We start from the raw sequence: 14,997 nt of genomic DNA, 5'->3' as shown, positions 1-14,997 counted from the left end.
CTTGCAAAGGCAAGAACCTGATTAATTATTATTTTAATTACACTTTACTTCTTGTCAAATAAAATACCAAGAGTTAAAAGGTGACAAACTGACACAAATATTATGCTTGCATAATAAATACAAATTTGTTTAAAACCAATTAGTATTTAATTGATTATTTTTGTTATTCACAATTTTTCCCCTTTAAATATGTATAATTCTAAAATAATTGGTTTAGGGAAGTATGTTCCTGAAAACATTGTTACTAACGACGATCTATCTAAAATGATGGATACTAATGACGAATGGATACAAGAGCGTACAGGTATTAAAGAACGTCGCTGGATAAAAGAAGGCAGTGAAGATACATCTGCAGTAATGGGAGCAAAAGCTGCCAGAATTGCAATTGAACGTTCTGGTTTAAGCAAAGATGATATTGATTTTATTGTGTTTGCTACTTTGAGTCCAGATTACTATTTCCCTGGCTGTGGTGTGCAAATTCAAGATATGTTAGATATGCCAACTATTGGTGCACTAGATGTGCGTAATCAATGTTCTGGTTTTATTTACGCTATTTCTGTTGCGGATCAATTTATAAAAACTGGGATGTATAAAAACATTTTGGTTATTGGTGCAGAATACCATAGCAACGGATTGGATAAAACAACTAGAGGACGAGGTGTTTCTGTAATATTTGGAGATGGAGCAGGAGCAGCAGTTTTAAGTAGAGAAGAAGATACCTCTAAAGGAATATTGTCTACACATTTACATAGTGAAGGTAAATATGCTGATAAGCTCATAGTAGCTTCGCCAAGTATATCGCATTGGGTTCCAGAAATTATTGAAGCTGGTGAGGAAGACTTGTCTTATTTTCCATATATGGATGGCACTTTTGTATTTAAAAATGCGGTGGTTCGTTTTAGCGAAGTCATAATGGAAGGATTAAATAAAAACAGTTTGAAACGCGAGGACATTGATATGTTAATTCCGCATCAAGCTAATTTGAGAATAGCACAGTTTATTCAGAAGAAATTTAGTCTAAGAGACGACCAGATTTTTAATAATATTCAAAAATATGGTAACACTACAGCGGCATCTGTTGTTATTGCTTTAACTGAAGCTTGGGAAGAAGGTAAAATAAAAGATGGCAATACCGTTGTACTAGCTGCTTTTGGTAGCGGTTTTACTTGGGGAAGTGTTATTATGAAGTGGTAAGGCAAATTTTTGTATAAAGTGAATTTACTATTATTAAAAGTATTATATAGTTATTAATAAAAAAAAGCCCAAACAGATATTTTGTTTGGGCTTTTCAACTATTAACCAAATTTAACTAATCATATATAAATTCCCAAAATTTATAATACTATGATTAAAACCTACTACTATATAGACGCCGAAATTTCAATTTTATTTCATGACATAGTATATTTAACGCGTATTTAACAAAAACCCGAAACTTGCGTTTCGGGTTTTCTTATTCAATAGCTATACACTAACACTAACCATCAACTATTTATGTAGACTATTGAATATTATTTAAAACATACCACCATCTTGTTTTACATCATTATCTCGTTGTTTACGAGATTTAGCTCTATATTTTCCACCTCCAAAGCGATAAGATAAGCTTGTAGTTATTTGTTGGCTTTCCCAGTTAAATTGGCCTTGTTGAGCATATGGTCTTTCGCCATCAAACTCAGCATACATGGTATCAAAAATATCATTATAGCTTAAGCTAAAGTTTGCTCTACCTTCCATAAAGTTATAACGCATACCAAGGTTAACCATTAGCATATCTTTCATTTCAAATTGAATGTTTTTGTTTTTTGAACGGTACATTCCAAATGCCGAAAAACTAAGACTTTTACTTACTTTAAAATTGTTAAAAGCTCTAGCACTCCATGCGATATTGTCTACTTCTACTGTGTTTAAAACAATTTCATCATTTGTATCAAAAGATTCTGCTAAACTTTTTTGTGTTTGAGCATACAAATCAAAACTAGCATTAATGCTCCACCATTTTGTTGGTCTGTAATTAGAAGATAATTCAATACCATAAGCAGAGGTATTGTCAAAATTTAAATTGGTAAAAATTAAACGATTTGTATCTGTTCTATCTATTAAAATGGCTTGCTGAATTTCGTCTTCAATAATTCTGTAAAAAACACCAGCAGTAATGCTTCCTTTTTCGAGTTGTCTTGTGTAATTTGTTTCAACGGAATTAGTAAACTGCGGACGCAATTCTTGATTTCCAAATTCTGAAATTAAAGGCGTGCTCCAGTTAGGTAATGGGTTTACTTGTCCAATTCCTGGTCGGTCAATTCTTCTACTATAGCTAAATTGATACGAGTTTTTTTCTGAAGGCGAATAGGTTACAAATGCAGAAGGATACAATTCAAAATAATCATTTTCAAAAGGAATATTAAATTCTTCATTAGAATCTAAATCTATTTTATAAGCATCAGAATCTACATTTACTGTTTCTGCTCTAATACCTACTTGATAACTCCATTTTTCTAGTTTTTTACCATACGTTGCATAGGCAGAATATATGTTTCTGGTATAATTAAAATTTGTAGTTGTTGGTATATATTCTTCGTTTTCATTTTGTTCTCTAGCATCAGATTGGTAAAAAATATTGGTATCAAAAAGACGCGCTTGTAAGCCCAATTCTAATTTTACAGACTCAGATAATGGATTTACATAATCTAAATTAAATGTTGTTCTATTTCTATCTGTATCTGTGTCTTCAATAAAATTTGGTCGTTGAGAGCTAAAAAATATATTGCTATTATCTGCAAATCCTTCATATATATTATGGTCAACTTCTAATTCTATGTTATGACCTTCTTTAGTAAAATCGTGCGTATAATTAAAGTTATATTGTTGCGAATCGTTTTCGTTTAATCCAGATAAATATTGTGATTCGTCTAGAGCATCATTAAATAAATAGGCAATGCTTGAGTTAACATCAGTTTCACCGTTAAAGATGTTTTGGTTAGTAAAAACGGAAATAGTGTTTTTGTCATTTAAGTAATAATCTAGTCCTATTTTAAATAAGTGAGACTTGTTATCATTTAGAATATCGAAATTTTGTTTTACCTCTTGCTCAGTTCTAAAGATATAACCGTAGTTAGCATTTCTTCTAATGTTATTGCCGTAAGAACCGTAAACGTTTACTTTTCCATTTCGATAATTCGCATCGATAGAACTGTTGAATTTAGCTTCAATATCATGAGCTAAGCCCACAGTGATATTTCCGTTAAAACCGATTTTTGTGTTTTTATGAAGTATAATATTAATAATACCACTCATGCCTTCAGGATTATATTTAGCAGAAGGGTTTGTTATTAATTCTATACTTTTAATTGAGTTTGAAGGAATTTGTTTTAGTAATTGCTCAGCAGGAATATTAGATAATTTTCCATCTACCATAACTCTTACATTTTGGTTGCCTCGTAAACTAACGGATCCGGTTTGTTGGTCTATACTTACTGACGGTAAATTGTTCATTAGTTCACTTGCAGTAGCTCCTGCTGTTTGTAAATCTTTACCAATAGTAATGACTTTACGGTCTACTTTTTGTTGTATGGTAGAAACATCTGCAACAATATTAACTTCATCTAAGCTGGTAGATTCTTCTTCTAGTTTTATGTCTCCTAGGTTTACTTTATAGTTTCCTTTACCTAATGTTACATTTTTGTCAATGGTTTTAAAACCTACGAATTGAATAGATACTGTAATTGAGCCTTCAGGTATATTTTTAATTTCAAAAGTACCATCATCATTAGTAATGCCACCTGTTATAACTTTTTTTGCAATATCAGTAATTACAATATTTACGTATGGTAGAGGTTCATTTAATTGGGCATCTAAAACGCGTCCAGATACAGAACCGTTTTTAATATCTTTGTTAGAATTGGGTTGGGCTATTAACACTAGGGAAAATAATAGCGCACAGAATAGTGTGATTGATTTCATTGTTTGATTGATTATTTTTGATTGATTTGAAAGTATATTAAAGTATAGACGACTAATTTTACCACATGTTACGTAATAATTATATGTTAACACCTTTTTAACATTATGGATAAAAAAACACTAGTCATTGGCGCTTCCTTAAAAACGGAACGCTACTCTAATATTGCAATTAATAGACTTAGAAATTATAATCACACTGTAGTAGCTTTTGGATTAAAACCTGGTAAAGTAGATGATGTAACAATTGATACGGAATTAATAAATTATGATGCTATAAATACAGTTACTTTATATTTAAATCCGCAACGCCAAGAAGAGTATTATAACTACATTATTAGCCTGAAACCAAAGCGTGTTATTTTTAATCCAGGAACCGAAAACCCTGAGTTTTATAAATTGTTAGAACAAAATAATATTGAATTTGAAGCCGCTTGTACTTTAGTGCTTTTGGCTACAAACCAATATTAAGACTTCTTTTTAATTAGCAATAATCCTAAAAACATAAAGAGACCATTAATAATTAGGATTTCGAAGCCAATTTCATAGCCATTAAAAAGTTCTTTTGAGTATATATTTAAAATGTATGATAGTAGAGGCGCTGCAATGGCAACAAGCCAAACAAGTTTATCTTTTATTTGCGACTTGGTGATAAGTCCAAATGCAAATAAACCTAGTAAAGGTCCATAAGTATAACCTGCAGCTTTAAATAGTTCCCAAATTACAGAAACATCCTTAAAGATTAAATCGAATAATACAATAACGATAACTAGTAAGAGACTAAAGCCAATATGAACGCGTTTTCTTAGATGTTTTCTTTGGGTTTCTGGTTTGTTTTCAATATCTAGAATGTCGAAACAAAACGATGTTGTTAAGGATGTTAAAGCAGAATCTGCACTAGAGTAAGCAGCAGCTATTAAACCTAATAAGAAAAATGCTGAGGTTACAATTCCTATTTCAGGAAGCATAGCTATTGTTGGAAATAAATCATCTTTAGATGCTGAAATACCATGTTTTTCTGCGTATTGCGTAAGCATTAAACCAAGCACTAAAAACAGAATGTTCACAAAAATAAGAACTACACTAAAAGTTACCATGTTTTTTTGAGCATCCTTTAGATTACGACAAGTTAGGTTTTTTTGCATCATATCTTGATCTAAGCCAGTCATGGTGATGGTAATAAAAATGCCAGATAAAAAGCTCTTCCAAAAATACTGAGAATTGTTTCCGTCTTCAAAAAAGAACACCTTGCTAAGGTTACTATCTTTAGTGTATGTGATAATATCAGAAACGCTATTTAAATCTAAGGCAGAAGCTAAGAAGATTATGGCAACCACTACAGATATCAACATAAATAATGTCTGAAGCGTATCAGTAAATATAATTGTTTTTATTCCGCCTTTAAAGGTGTAGAGCCAAATTAAAGCAATAGTAATTATTACAGTTATAGCAAAAGGAATATCAAAAAGGTCAAAAACTAAAAGCTGTAAAACTTTAGCTACCAAAAATAATCTAAAGGCAGCGCCAATTGTACGAGAAATTAGAAAAGCTACCGAACCCGTTTTATAACTTATAATACCAAAACGGTCTTTTAAATACGTGTAAATAGACGTGAGATTTAGTCTGTAATAAAGCGGTAGTAAAACATAGGCTATTATGAGGTATCCAAAAAAGTAACCAAAAACAACCTGAAGATATCCAAATTGTTTGGCTTCTACAGCTCCAGGAACCGAGATAAAAGTAACACCAGATAACGAAGCGCCAATCATCCCAAACGCTACCAAATACCAAGGAGCAGATTTATTTGCTTTAAAAAAAGCAGCATTAGAATCTTCTTTTCCGGTGAAATAAGAAATTAAAACAAGCAATACAAAGTAACTTGCAATGAGAAATAGTATAGAAGTTGGTGTCATATAATTGGCTTCAATCTCGTAAATTATTTTTGAAAAGTAGTACATTTGGGAAAAATCATTGCTCTAAAAAGGAAATTTTTATGAAAAGATATACTTTACTATTTGTGTGTTCTTTGTTTTGTTCTAGTATTTTCTCCCAAGATTTTAAGCAACTTATTGCAGATGGAAATTATACAGTTGAAGAAATTGTTGTTACTGCCGAAAGTCATTTCGATTCAGTAGGAAGGGAACGTGGAACAGGTTATAAGCCTTTTAGACGTTGGCAGTATTTTGCAGAACGCGCTATGGATGAAATGGGGAAATTAAAACCTTCAGAATTTTATTATAACGAGCTACAAAATTACAATGCCAATATCAATACGGAAGGTTATGCAGCAAGAACAGTTGTTGGTACATGGGAAGAAATGGGACCTACTTATTGGAATGCTACTTCTGGTTATAATCCTGGAGTTGGCAGAATTACATCAATTTCTATTGATAAAAACAATTTAAATCATATTATTTCTGGCAGTGAAACAGGTGGTGTATGGCGAAGTGTAGATGGTGGATCTACTTGGACGGTTCTTACCGATAATCTAGCAAATATGGATGTGAATTCACTGGCAATTGATCCTAATAATAGTTTAAATTATTTTTGGGGTTCTTCAAATGGAGCAATCTTTAAATCTACAGATAGCGGATCTACATGGACATTACATAGCAATCTGCCTGGAGGAGGTTCTGTAAATAAAATACTTATTCATCCAGCAGATAATCAAATTATATACGCTAGTTCGCAAGGCGGTGGAATATATAAATCAAGTGATGGTGGTCAAAATTGGAATTCAATATATTTTGCAGGCGTTAATAATGGTTATGATATAGATTTTAAACCAGGAGACCCAACTGTAGTCTATGCAACAGGATCCGATTTTTATAAGTCCATAAATAATGGGTCTAGTTTTTCAAAAGTACAAGGCGTTACACCAAATGAGTTTTCTTTTGGACCTAAAATGATAGCAGTTTCTCCTAATGACCCAAACACTGTTTATGTTCTTGAAGCTGAAGATGGATTATTTGGAGCCTTATATAAATCAACAGATAGTGGCAGTAGTTTTTCTAAATTGAGCCATACTTCAAATTATTTTGGATATGATTCTTCTGGCAATGACGATAGAGGTCAAGCACCTAGAGATATGGATATTGCGGTTAATCCTAATGATGTAAATGATGTTCATATTGCAGGTATTAACACTTGGAGGTCTTTAAACGGAGGTGTTAATTTTAGTATCACATCACAATGGACACCAGAAAGTGCGACTAATCAAAATATTGGGTATTGCCATGCAGACGTAGATATTTTAGAGTTTGTGGGTTCTGGTACTAATGCTAAACTTTTTGTAGGCACAGATGGAGGAATATATAAAGCAGAAAACCCTACCGTAGTAAATAGTGGTTATTATACAGATTTAACAATTGGTTTGGGAATAAGACAGTTTTATAAAATAGGTGTAAGCCAAACAAATCCTGTGGTTGTAACTGGAGGTTCTCAAGATAATGGATCATCGGCATTGTTATCGGATGGAAATTGGATTGATTGGTTTGGTGGAGATGGTATGGAAGGTTTTGTAGATAAGAATGATGCTGATATATTTTATGGGACAACGCAATTTGGATCGTTATATAAATATACTAATTGGAGTTGGACTAGTGGAGTTTCTGCATTAACTCAACCAGATGACAAGGGTGGAGATGCTTCTTGGAATTGGGTTGTGCCGTTTGAACAAGACCCAATAGTACAAAATGTTATTTACTGTGCGTTTGATGAGGTTTATAAGTCTACTGATGCTGGTTTAAATTGGATATCGATATCTCAGAATTTTTCTAATAATATAGATCATTTAAAAATTGCTCCAACTGATAATAATAAAATTTATATAGCTATCAATGGTGCTTTTTGGTTCACTACAGATGGAGGAGTTACTTGGTCTTCATCAACTTTAAACCTTGTTGGTGGTCAAATTAATAGCATTGCAGTACATCCTACGGACCCAAATAAAATTGCAATTGCTACTACGGATAGTGGTAAGGTTTATGTAAGTACTGATAATGGTGTAACTTTTGCATCTATTGCTTGGGATTTGCCAAGCTTTTCTGCGCAGGCCTTAACATGGCAAAACAATGGTAAAGATGGTTTGTACTTAGGGATGAATTATGGTGTCTATTACACAGATAATACTTTGGGTAATACATGGGCTCAGTTTAATAACGGATTACCAAATGTAAGAATTAATGAGCTCGAAATTAATACTGCGGATAGTAAGCTATACGCAGCAACCTACGGAAGAGGTTTGTGGAGATCTAGCCTTTATGACGAAACTTTAAGTATTACTAATTTAGAATTAGATGATTTGAAACTATACCCAAATCCGGCAAAAAATGAAGTGAATTTAGAATGGAATGTTTCAGATATTGTTACAGTTAGAGTTTTTAATTCTTTAGGTAAATTGATGCTTTATTCTAAAAATGTAAATTTATCTAACGCTTATAAAATTGATTCATCATCTTTTGAATCAGGTATTTATTTTGTGAAATTAAATAGTAATAAAGGAGCGTTAACTAAAAAACTTATTATAAAATAAAACATAAAAATGAAGCAAAAGTCCAAGTGTAAAGCCCTTACAGTTGGACTTTTTTGTGTTTAAAAATCAGTACCTTTGCTCTTATGGAATTTTCATCAAAACTCTTAGAAAACGCAGTAAATGAAATGGCGCAATTGCCTGGTATTGGTAAACGAACCGCTTTACGTTTAGTGTTGCATTTATTGCGTCAGCCAGAAAATCAAACATTTCAATTAGCCAATGCATTATCAAAAGTAAGGGCTGAAATTAATTTTTGTAAATCTTGTCATAACATAAGCGATAAAGTACTTTGTGAAATTTGCGAAAATCCAAATAGAAATAGTGAATTAATTTGTGTGGTTGAAGACATTAGAGATGTTATGGCCATAGAAAATACTAGTTCTTTTAAAGGGTTGTATCACGTTTTAGGTGGTAAAATTTCACCAATGGATGGTATTGGTCCGCAAGATTTAAATATTTCATCTTTAGTAGAAAAAGTAAAATCTGGCAAAGTAAAAGAGCTAATTTTTGCAATGAGTCCTACAATGGAAGGAGATACTACTAATTTCTATATTTTTAGACAAATACAAGGTTATGATGTTTCTACATCAGCTATTGCAAGAGGTGTAGCAGCAGGTAACGAATTAGAATATACAGACGAAATTACCTTAGGTCGCAGTATTATTGATCGTGTGCCTTTTGAAGCTTCACTAAAATCCTAGAATTTGAAATTATCTGTCATCATATTAAACTATAATGTGCGCTATTTTTTAGAATTATGTCTAAAAAGTGTGGAAGCTGCAATCAACAATATAGAGGCAGAAATTATTGTTATTGATAATAATTCTTCGGATGATAGTTGTTCTATGGTTAGGCAATTGTTTCCCTCAGTAAAACTAATAGAAAACAAGGAAAACTCTGGGTTTTCAAGAGGAAATAATATTGGAGTTAAGCAAGCACAAGGAGAATACTTATGTATATTAAATCCAGATACTGTAGTTGCAGAAGATACTTTTCTTAAGCTGCTTAAATTTTCAGATTCTAAAGAAAACGTAGGTATTGTTGGCTGTCAGCTCATAGATGGAAGAGGTGCATTTCTTCCAGAGAGCAAGCGTAATATTCCAACTCCTAAAGTATCGCTAAAAAAAGTATTAGGCCTATCAAATGATTATTACGCTAATCATATTCAAAAAGAAAATAAGGGGAAAGTAAATATTCTTGTAGGCGCATTTATGTGGCTTAGAAAAGAGGTTTACAATGCAGTACAAGGATTTGATGAAGACTATTTTATGTACGGCGAAGATATCGATTTGTCCTATAAAGTCTTAAAATTAGGTTACGATAATTACTATTTTGGAGAAACTACGGTTATACATTTTAAGGGCGAAAGTACTTTGAAAGACTCAAAATATGCCAAACGCTTTTATGGAGCGATGCAGATTTTTTATAAGAAACATTTTAAGCGGAATCTATTTCTTAATGCTTCGGTTTGGTTAGGTATAAAAATGGCTTATTTAATGAGTAAATCACCTGAAGCGAAAAAACTTAAAATGGATAGAACTTATGTGTATTCTAAATCCATAAATTCCTCTTTAAATCAACAATTGCCAAACCCAACGAAGAAAACGGAAATAATACTAGATAAAATAGAAGATAATAGTATGCTTTTGTATGATTTTAACTTGTTGAAAGCTAGTGTAGTAATTGAAGATATGAAACAGAAATCTAAGCAAGAGAATATTGTTTTTAGATTTCTACCAAAAAACAGTAATTTTATACTCGGAAGTGATAGCTCAATTAATAGGGGTGAAGTGTTGCATTTCTAGGTTGTTTAGTTGATGAAAAATCAGTAAAGTATTGGTTTTTTTGTTAATTTTGCAGTCAATTACAGATTAAAGACCTACAAATTATATATATGGCAAAATTTGAACTTAAGTTACCTAAAATGGGAGAGAGTGTTGCGGAAGCAACAATAACCTCATGGCTTAAAGAAGTTGGAGACACCATTGAAGCTGATGAAGCAGTATTAGAAATTGCGACAGATAAAGTAGATAGTGAAGTGCCTAGTGAAGTGGATGGTGTTTTGGTTGAAAAACTATTTAATGTTGATGACGTTGTGCAAGTTGGTCAAACCATTGCAGTAATTGAAACAGAAGGTGGCGGAACAGTTGAAGTAACTGCACCTGCAGCTACTACAGAGCCAATTGTAGCATCAGAAGTTCCTAAAGCAGCTGCTGATGTAGCTCAAACCGTTATTGCAGCAAAAGCATCGGTAGAACCTGTGGTTTCCACAGAAGACCGTTTTTATTCGCCATTAGTTAAAAATATTGCCAAACAAGAAGGAGTTACTCAGGCAGAATTAGATACCATTCCAGGGACAGGTAAAGATAATAGAGTAACTAAAAACGATATAAAAGCGTATTTAGAATCTCGCAGTTCGGCACCAGTTGCCGCTCCTGTTGTTGAGCAGGTTATACCTTCAAAAGTTGAAACAGTTTCTAATGTTGCTCAAAACGTAGCGTCGGAAAGTGTTAAGGTTGAAGCTGAAGTACCACAAGAAAAAGCTCAACCAATCGCGGAAAAATCAAAAACAGAAAAACCAGAAGAGAAATCTTCTGAAAAACCGATTGCAATTTCACAAGGTGATGAAATTATTGAAATGACCAGAATGGGTAAACTCATTTCAAAGTATATGGTAGATTCTGTTCAAACTTCTGCGCATGTACAGTCATTTATTGAAGCAGATGTTACAGCTATTTGGAATTGGAGAAAGAAAGTTAAGGATGATTTTATGAAGCGCGAAGGTGAAAATCTAACCTTTACGCCAATTTTTATGGAAGCTGTAACTAAGGCACTAAAAGAGTTTCCTATGATGAATATTTCTGTACAAGGAGATAAAATCATTAAAAAGAAAGCTATTAATGTTGGTATGGCAGCCGCTTTACCAGACGGTAATTTAATTGTTCCAGTAATTAAAAATGCTGACCAGCTAAATTTATTGGGTATGGTAAAACGTGTAAACGATTTAGCAACCAGAGCTAGAGAAAACAAATTAAACCCAGATGATATACAAGGTGGAACATATACGGTAACTAATGTTGGTACTTTTGGAAGCATAATGGGAACACCAATTATTAATCAGCCACAAGTTGGAATTTTAGCGTTAGGCGCTATTAGAAAAACACCTTCTGTAATAGAAGGACCACAAGGTGATTATATTGGTATTCGTTATAAGATGTTTTTATCACATTCTTATGATCATAGAGTTGTTAACGGTGCACTTGGTGGCCAATTTGTAAAAGCCGTAAAAGATCATTTAGAATCTTGGGATATAAATCATGAGATTTAATACAGTGGTATTAAAAGTATAGTGAAGATGCTCATATTAAGATAGTTAAAAGCACAGTTTAAATACTGTGCTTTTTTTATGGATATATTTTATTTTTTATAACCCCAAGTTTAGTGCTTCCTAGCCTTTACATGTTCTCAAAAGGTTTCTAATCTGTATTTGTAGAAGTTAATACAGTTGTATAGTTTGTTTGTATTTGTAGAGACAGATTATTATGTGTTTTTTCTTCTCAATTCGATTAGTTTTGAACGTAAGTTCATTATCTTTGTATAAAGTTTTATAAATGCCACGTCCAAAAAAAAAGAGAAAAGTTAATTATCCGCCTAAAATGCTAGGGTTTAAGCCATTCGGAATTCGATTTCGTAATACTGAGCATGTTGTAATGCAATATGAAGAATATGAGGCGCTCAGGTTAGTTGTGTATGATAATCTTTCACAAGATGAAGCAGCGGAAAAGATGGAGGTTTCAAGACCGACACTTACAAGGATTTATAACAGTGCTTTAAAGAAAATAGCACAAGCCTTTGTAGAGGGTAAATCTATCCTTATTAAAGGAGGAGATTTTGAATTTGAAGACGATTGGTATAAATGTAAAAAATGTTTCAAATTAATTGTAGGAATGGATAATAGCGGAGAGTGCGATGATTGTCCTTCTAATGAAACAGATGAATTAGTTAATTTAAATGAGTAAGATATGTCAAATTTTAATCATAAAGAACCCCATAATTTAGGGCCAAAAACAGGAATGAAATTAGGGAACTGTAGAAAAACAGAATCAGATTCTAACGAGTATCCTAAAAACAGACCTTTTAGAATGGGAAGACGAAAAAAATGTAATAATAAAATAACAAAAATAAATTTTTAAATCATGAAAAAAATAGCAATCCCAATAACAAGCGATAATATTATAGAAGATCATTTTGGACATAGTAGGTTTTATGAAATCTATACCTTTTCTGATGCAAATGAAATTATAGATTTAAAATTGTTAGAAGCAGAAGAAGGTTGTGGGTGTAAATCTAATGTTGTTAGTGTTTTAGCAGATGAAGGTGTAACATTTATGTTGTCTGGTAATATTGGAAATGGTGCATTGAACAAATTAAATGATGCAGGAATAGGCGTTGTAAGAGGCTGTTCTGGTAAATCTGCAGATGTTATTTTAGAGTATGTAGAAGGTAAAATTTTAGATAGTGGTGAGACATGCTCTCATCATAACCATAAAGGTCATCAACATTCTTGTAGTCATTAAACTTAATCCCTTATAACTATTAATTTTTTTAAAGTGAAATTTAAAAGTTTCATCTCTTAAAGGTGTATTGAAAATAAACCAATGACTAAAACATATACAAATATTTTACAAGGAGAAAGGGTTCAGCTCCCAACCAAATACGGTCACTTTGAAATTGTTCCGTTTCAAGAAAAAGCAACTGGGATAGAGCATATGGCATTAATTAAAGGAAACTTTACGGCAAAGGATACTGTTTTAACTCGTATTCATTCATCTTGTGCAACAGGAGATTTATTTGGTTCATTAAAATGTGACTGTGGTGAACAATTAAATGAGGCCATGAAAATAATAGAGAACAATGGAAGTGGAGTAATCGTCTATTTACAACAAGAAGGAAGAGGAATCGGTCTTATGAATAAGATGAAAGCATATAAACTGCAAGAACTTGGTATGGATACTATAGAAGCAAATATAGAATTAGGTTTCGCTGAAGACGAAAGAGACTATAAAATTGGTGCTGAAATTTTAAGTGCTTTAGGTGTAAGTAAATTGAATTTATTAACCAATAATCCAGACAAAATCATAGGACTAGAACAACACGGAATTGAGATTATTAAACGAATTCCGCTGATAATAAAGTCTAATCCATTTAATAAATTCTATTTGGATACTAAGGAAAATCATATGGGGCATCAACTTAAAGAAGAAAAAGGAGAAACACAGCATTATGATAACTGATATATTTCAACTTAGGCCACAATATGGAGATGTTGACCAAATGGGATATGTTTACCATGCTAATTATCTTAAATATTGTCATCAAGCTCGTAACGAATTATTACGAAAATTAGATTTAGATGAGGTTGTACTAGAAAAGCAAAATATTATTTTACCAGTAATTTCGTTTGATATTAATTATAAGAGACCAGCTGTTTTTGATGAAATTATTACCATAAAAACGACAATTAAAGAGTTGCCAAAGGTTCGGTTTAATTTTGAATTCGAAATAAAAAATGAACAAAACATACTTTTAAGTTTCGCTAAATCTACTGTTGTATTTGCTCATATAGAGTCGCGCTTACCAAAAAAAATACCAGACTTTATAGCCAAGAATATTAAGTCTAAATTTAACACAAGTGCCGTATGAAATTAACTGTCTTAACAGAAAATTGTGCTGGGTCTGGATTTCTTGCAGAGCATGGCTTATCTTATTTTATAGAGCACAAAGACGAAAAGATTTTGTTTGATGTAGGTTATACAGATGTATTTATTAAAAATGCTAAGATAAGTGGTATAGATATTGAAAAAGATGTTAATACTGTAGTACTCAGTCATGGACATTGGGATCATGGAGATGGACTTCGATATATAGATGGTAAAACTTTAATTACACATCCAGAGTCATTTATAAAGCGCTATAGGAATAAAGATCATTCAATGTTAGGTTTAAGTTTAACGAAAGATGAAATTGAACAAAAATTCAAATTAATTCTTTCAAAAGAACCTTATCATATTTCAGAACATATTATTTTCTTAGGACAAATACCAAGACAGAATGATTTTGAAGCAAAAACAACTAATTTTACAGATGAAAACGGACAGCCAGATTTTGTTAATGATGATTCTGCTATTGTAATAATTCAGAATAAAGAATTGGTAATAGTCACAGGTTGCTCACATTCTGGTATTTGTAATATTATTGACTATGCCTGTAAAGTCACAGGTATTAATGAAGTAACATCTGTGATAGGTGGTTTTCATTTAAAACAGAATGATTTTCAGACCCAAAAAACTATAAAATATCTAAAAGAAAAACAAATTGCTAATATTTACCCATCACATTGCACGCAATTTCCGGCTCTTGTAGCTTTTTATAAAAACTTTAAAATAGAACAATTAAAAACAGGAATGGTCTTATATTTTTAAAATAAACTTATTTTTATAACATCT

At 32.1% G+C, this 14,997-nt stretch carries 14 protein-coding genes; 12 read left to right on the top strand and 2 right to left on the bottom strand.

From position 1 onward, the window contains the following. The first annotated feature begins 189 nt into the window (after positions 1-189). The gene (locus HNV10_RS06530) at positions 190-1,194 is read left to right on the top strand and encodes a 3-oxoacyl-ACP synthase III family protein (protein ID WP_173300515.1); all 1,005 of its coding nucleotides are present in this window, start codon (positions 190-192) and stop codon (positions 1,192-1,194) included. A gap of 321 nt (positions 1,195-1,515) precedes the next feature. Here HNV10_RS06530 and HNV10_RS06525 read toward each other — a convergent pair whose 3' ends face one another. After that, entirely contained in the window at positions 1,516-3,960 is a 2,445-nt protein-coding gene (locus tag HNV10_RS06525) for an outer membrane beta-barrel family protein (protein ID WP_173300514.1), read from the bottom strand. A 105-nt stretch (positions 3,961-4,065) separates the two neighbouring features. Between HNV10_RS06525 and HNV10_RS06520 the strand changes: the two genes are divergently transcribed. After that, positions 4,066-4,428, top strand: a complete 363-nt coding sequence (locus tag HNV10_RS06520) for a CoA-binding protein (protein WP_173300513.1) — start codon at positions 4,066-4,068, stop codon at positions 4,426-4,428. Here HNV10_RS06520 and HNV10_RS06515 read toward each other — a convergent pair. Continuing rightward, entirely contained in the window at positions 4,425-5,870 is a 1,446-nt protein-coding gene (locus HNV10_RS06515; protein ID WP_173300566.1) for a sodium:solute symporter, read from the bottom strand. The genes HNV10_RS06520 and HNV10_RS06515 overlap by 4 nt on opposite strands. Positions 5,871-5,950: 80 nt before the next feature. Here HNV10_RS06515 and HNV10_RS06510 point away from each other — a divergent pair, with 80 nt between their 5' ends. The 10 genes from HNV10_RS06510 (at position 5,951) to HNV10_RS06465 (ending at position 14,973) form a co-directional block, all read left to right on the top strand. Then, positions 5,951-8,491 (top strand): T9SS type A sorting domain-containing protein, encoded by a 2,541-nt coding sequence (locus HNV10_RS06510; protein ID WP_173300512.1) that lies wholly within the window; start codon positions 5,951-5,953, stop codon positions 8,489-8,491. An 83-nt stretch (positions 8,492-8,574) separates the two neighbouring features. After that, the gene (gene recR / locus HNV10_RS06505) at positions 8,575-9,192 is read left to right on the top strand and encodes a recombination mediator RecR (RefSeq protein ID WP_173300511.1); all 618 of its coding nucleotides are present in this window, start codon (positions 8,575-8,577) and stop codon (positions 9,190-9,192) included. 3 nt (positions 9,193-9,195) lie between these two features. Then, on the top strand, positions 9,196-10,296 hold the full coding sequence (locus HNV10_RS06500; protein ID WP_173300510.1) for a glycosyltransferase family 2 protein: 1,101 nt from the start codon (positions 9,196-9,198) through the stop codon (positions 10,294-10,296). A gap of 89 nt (positions 10,297-10,385) precedes the next feature. After that, positions 10,386-11,819, top strand: a complete 1,434-nt coding sequence (locus HNV10_RS06495) for a dihydrolipoamide acetyltransferase family protein (protein WP_173300509.1) — start codon at positions 10,386-10,388, stop codon at positions 11,817-11,819. A 283-nt stretch (positions 11,820-12,102) separates the two neighbouring features. Beyond that, entirely contained in the window at positions 12,103-12,510 is a 408-nt protein-coding gene (locus tag HNV10_RS06490; protein WP_173300508.1) for a DUF134 domain-containing protein, read from the top strand. A 3-nt stretch (positions 12,511-12,513) separates the two neighbouring features. Further along, positions 12,514-12,684 carry a hypothetical protein gene (locus HNV10_RS06485; RefSeq protein ID WP_173300507.1) on the top strand — a complete coding sequence of 57 codons (171 nt, stop codon included), beginning with the start codon at positions 12,514-12,516 and terminating at the stop codon, positions 12,682-12,684. 3 nt (positions 12,685-12,687) lie between these two features. After that, positions 12,688-13,068 carry a NifB/NifX family molybdenum-iron cluster-binding protein gene (locus tag HNV10_RS06480; protein ID WP_173300506.1) on the top strand — a complete coding sequence of 127 codons (381 nt, stop codon included), beginning with the start codon at positions 12,688-12,690 and terminating at the stop codon, positions 13,066-13,068. Between the two features lie 81 nt (positions 13,069-13,149). Further along, positions 13,150-13,785: a GTP cyclohydrolase II gene (ribA, locus tag HNV10_RS06475; RefSeq protein WP_173300505.1), complete on the top strand. Its 636-nt coding sequence runs from the start codon at positions 13,150-13,152 to the stop codon at positions 13,783-13,785. Beyond that, entirely contained in the window at positions 13,775-14,194 is a 420-nt protein-coding gene (locus HNV10_RS06470) for an acyl-CoA thioesterase (RefSeq protein WP_173300504.1), read from the top strand. The genes ribA and HNV10_RS06470 overlap by 11 nt, the downstream gene beginning before the upstream one ends. After that, positions 14,191-14,973 (top strand): MBL fold metallo-hydrolase, encoded by a 783-nt coding sequence (locus tag HNV10_RS06465; protein WP_173300503.1) that lies wholly within the window; start codon positions 14,191-14,193, stop codon positions 14,971-14,973. Before HNV10_RS06470 ends, HNV10_RS06465 begins: the two co-directional genes overlap by 4 nt. Positions 14,974-14,997 lie beyond the last annotated feature (24 nt).

Source organism: Winogradskyella litoriviva, from assembly GCF_013249065.1.
GTDB lineage: Bacteria > Bacteroidota > Bacteroidia > Flavobacteriales > Flavobacteriaceae > Winogradskyella > Winogradskyella litoriviva.
Note: the sequence above shows the minus strand (reverse complement) of the source record. Positions and strands in the feature narration are given on the sequence as shown.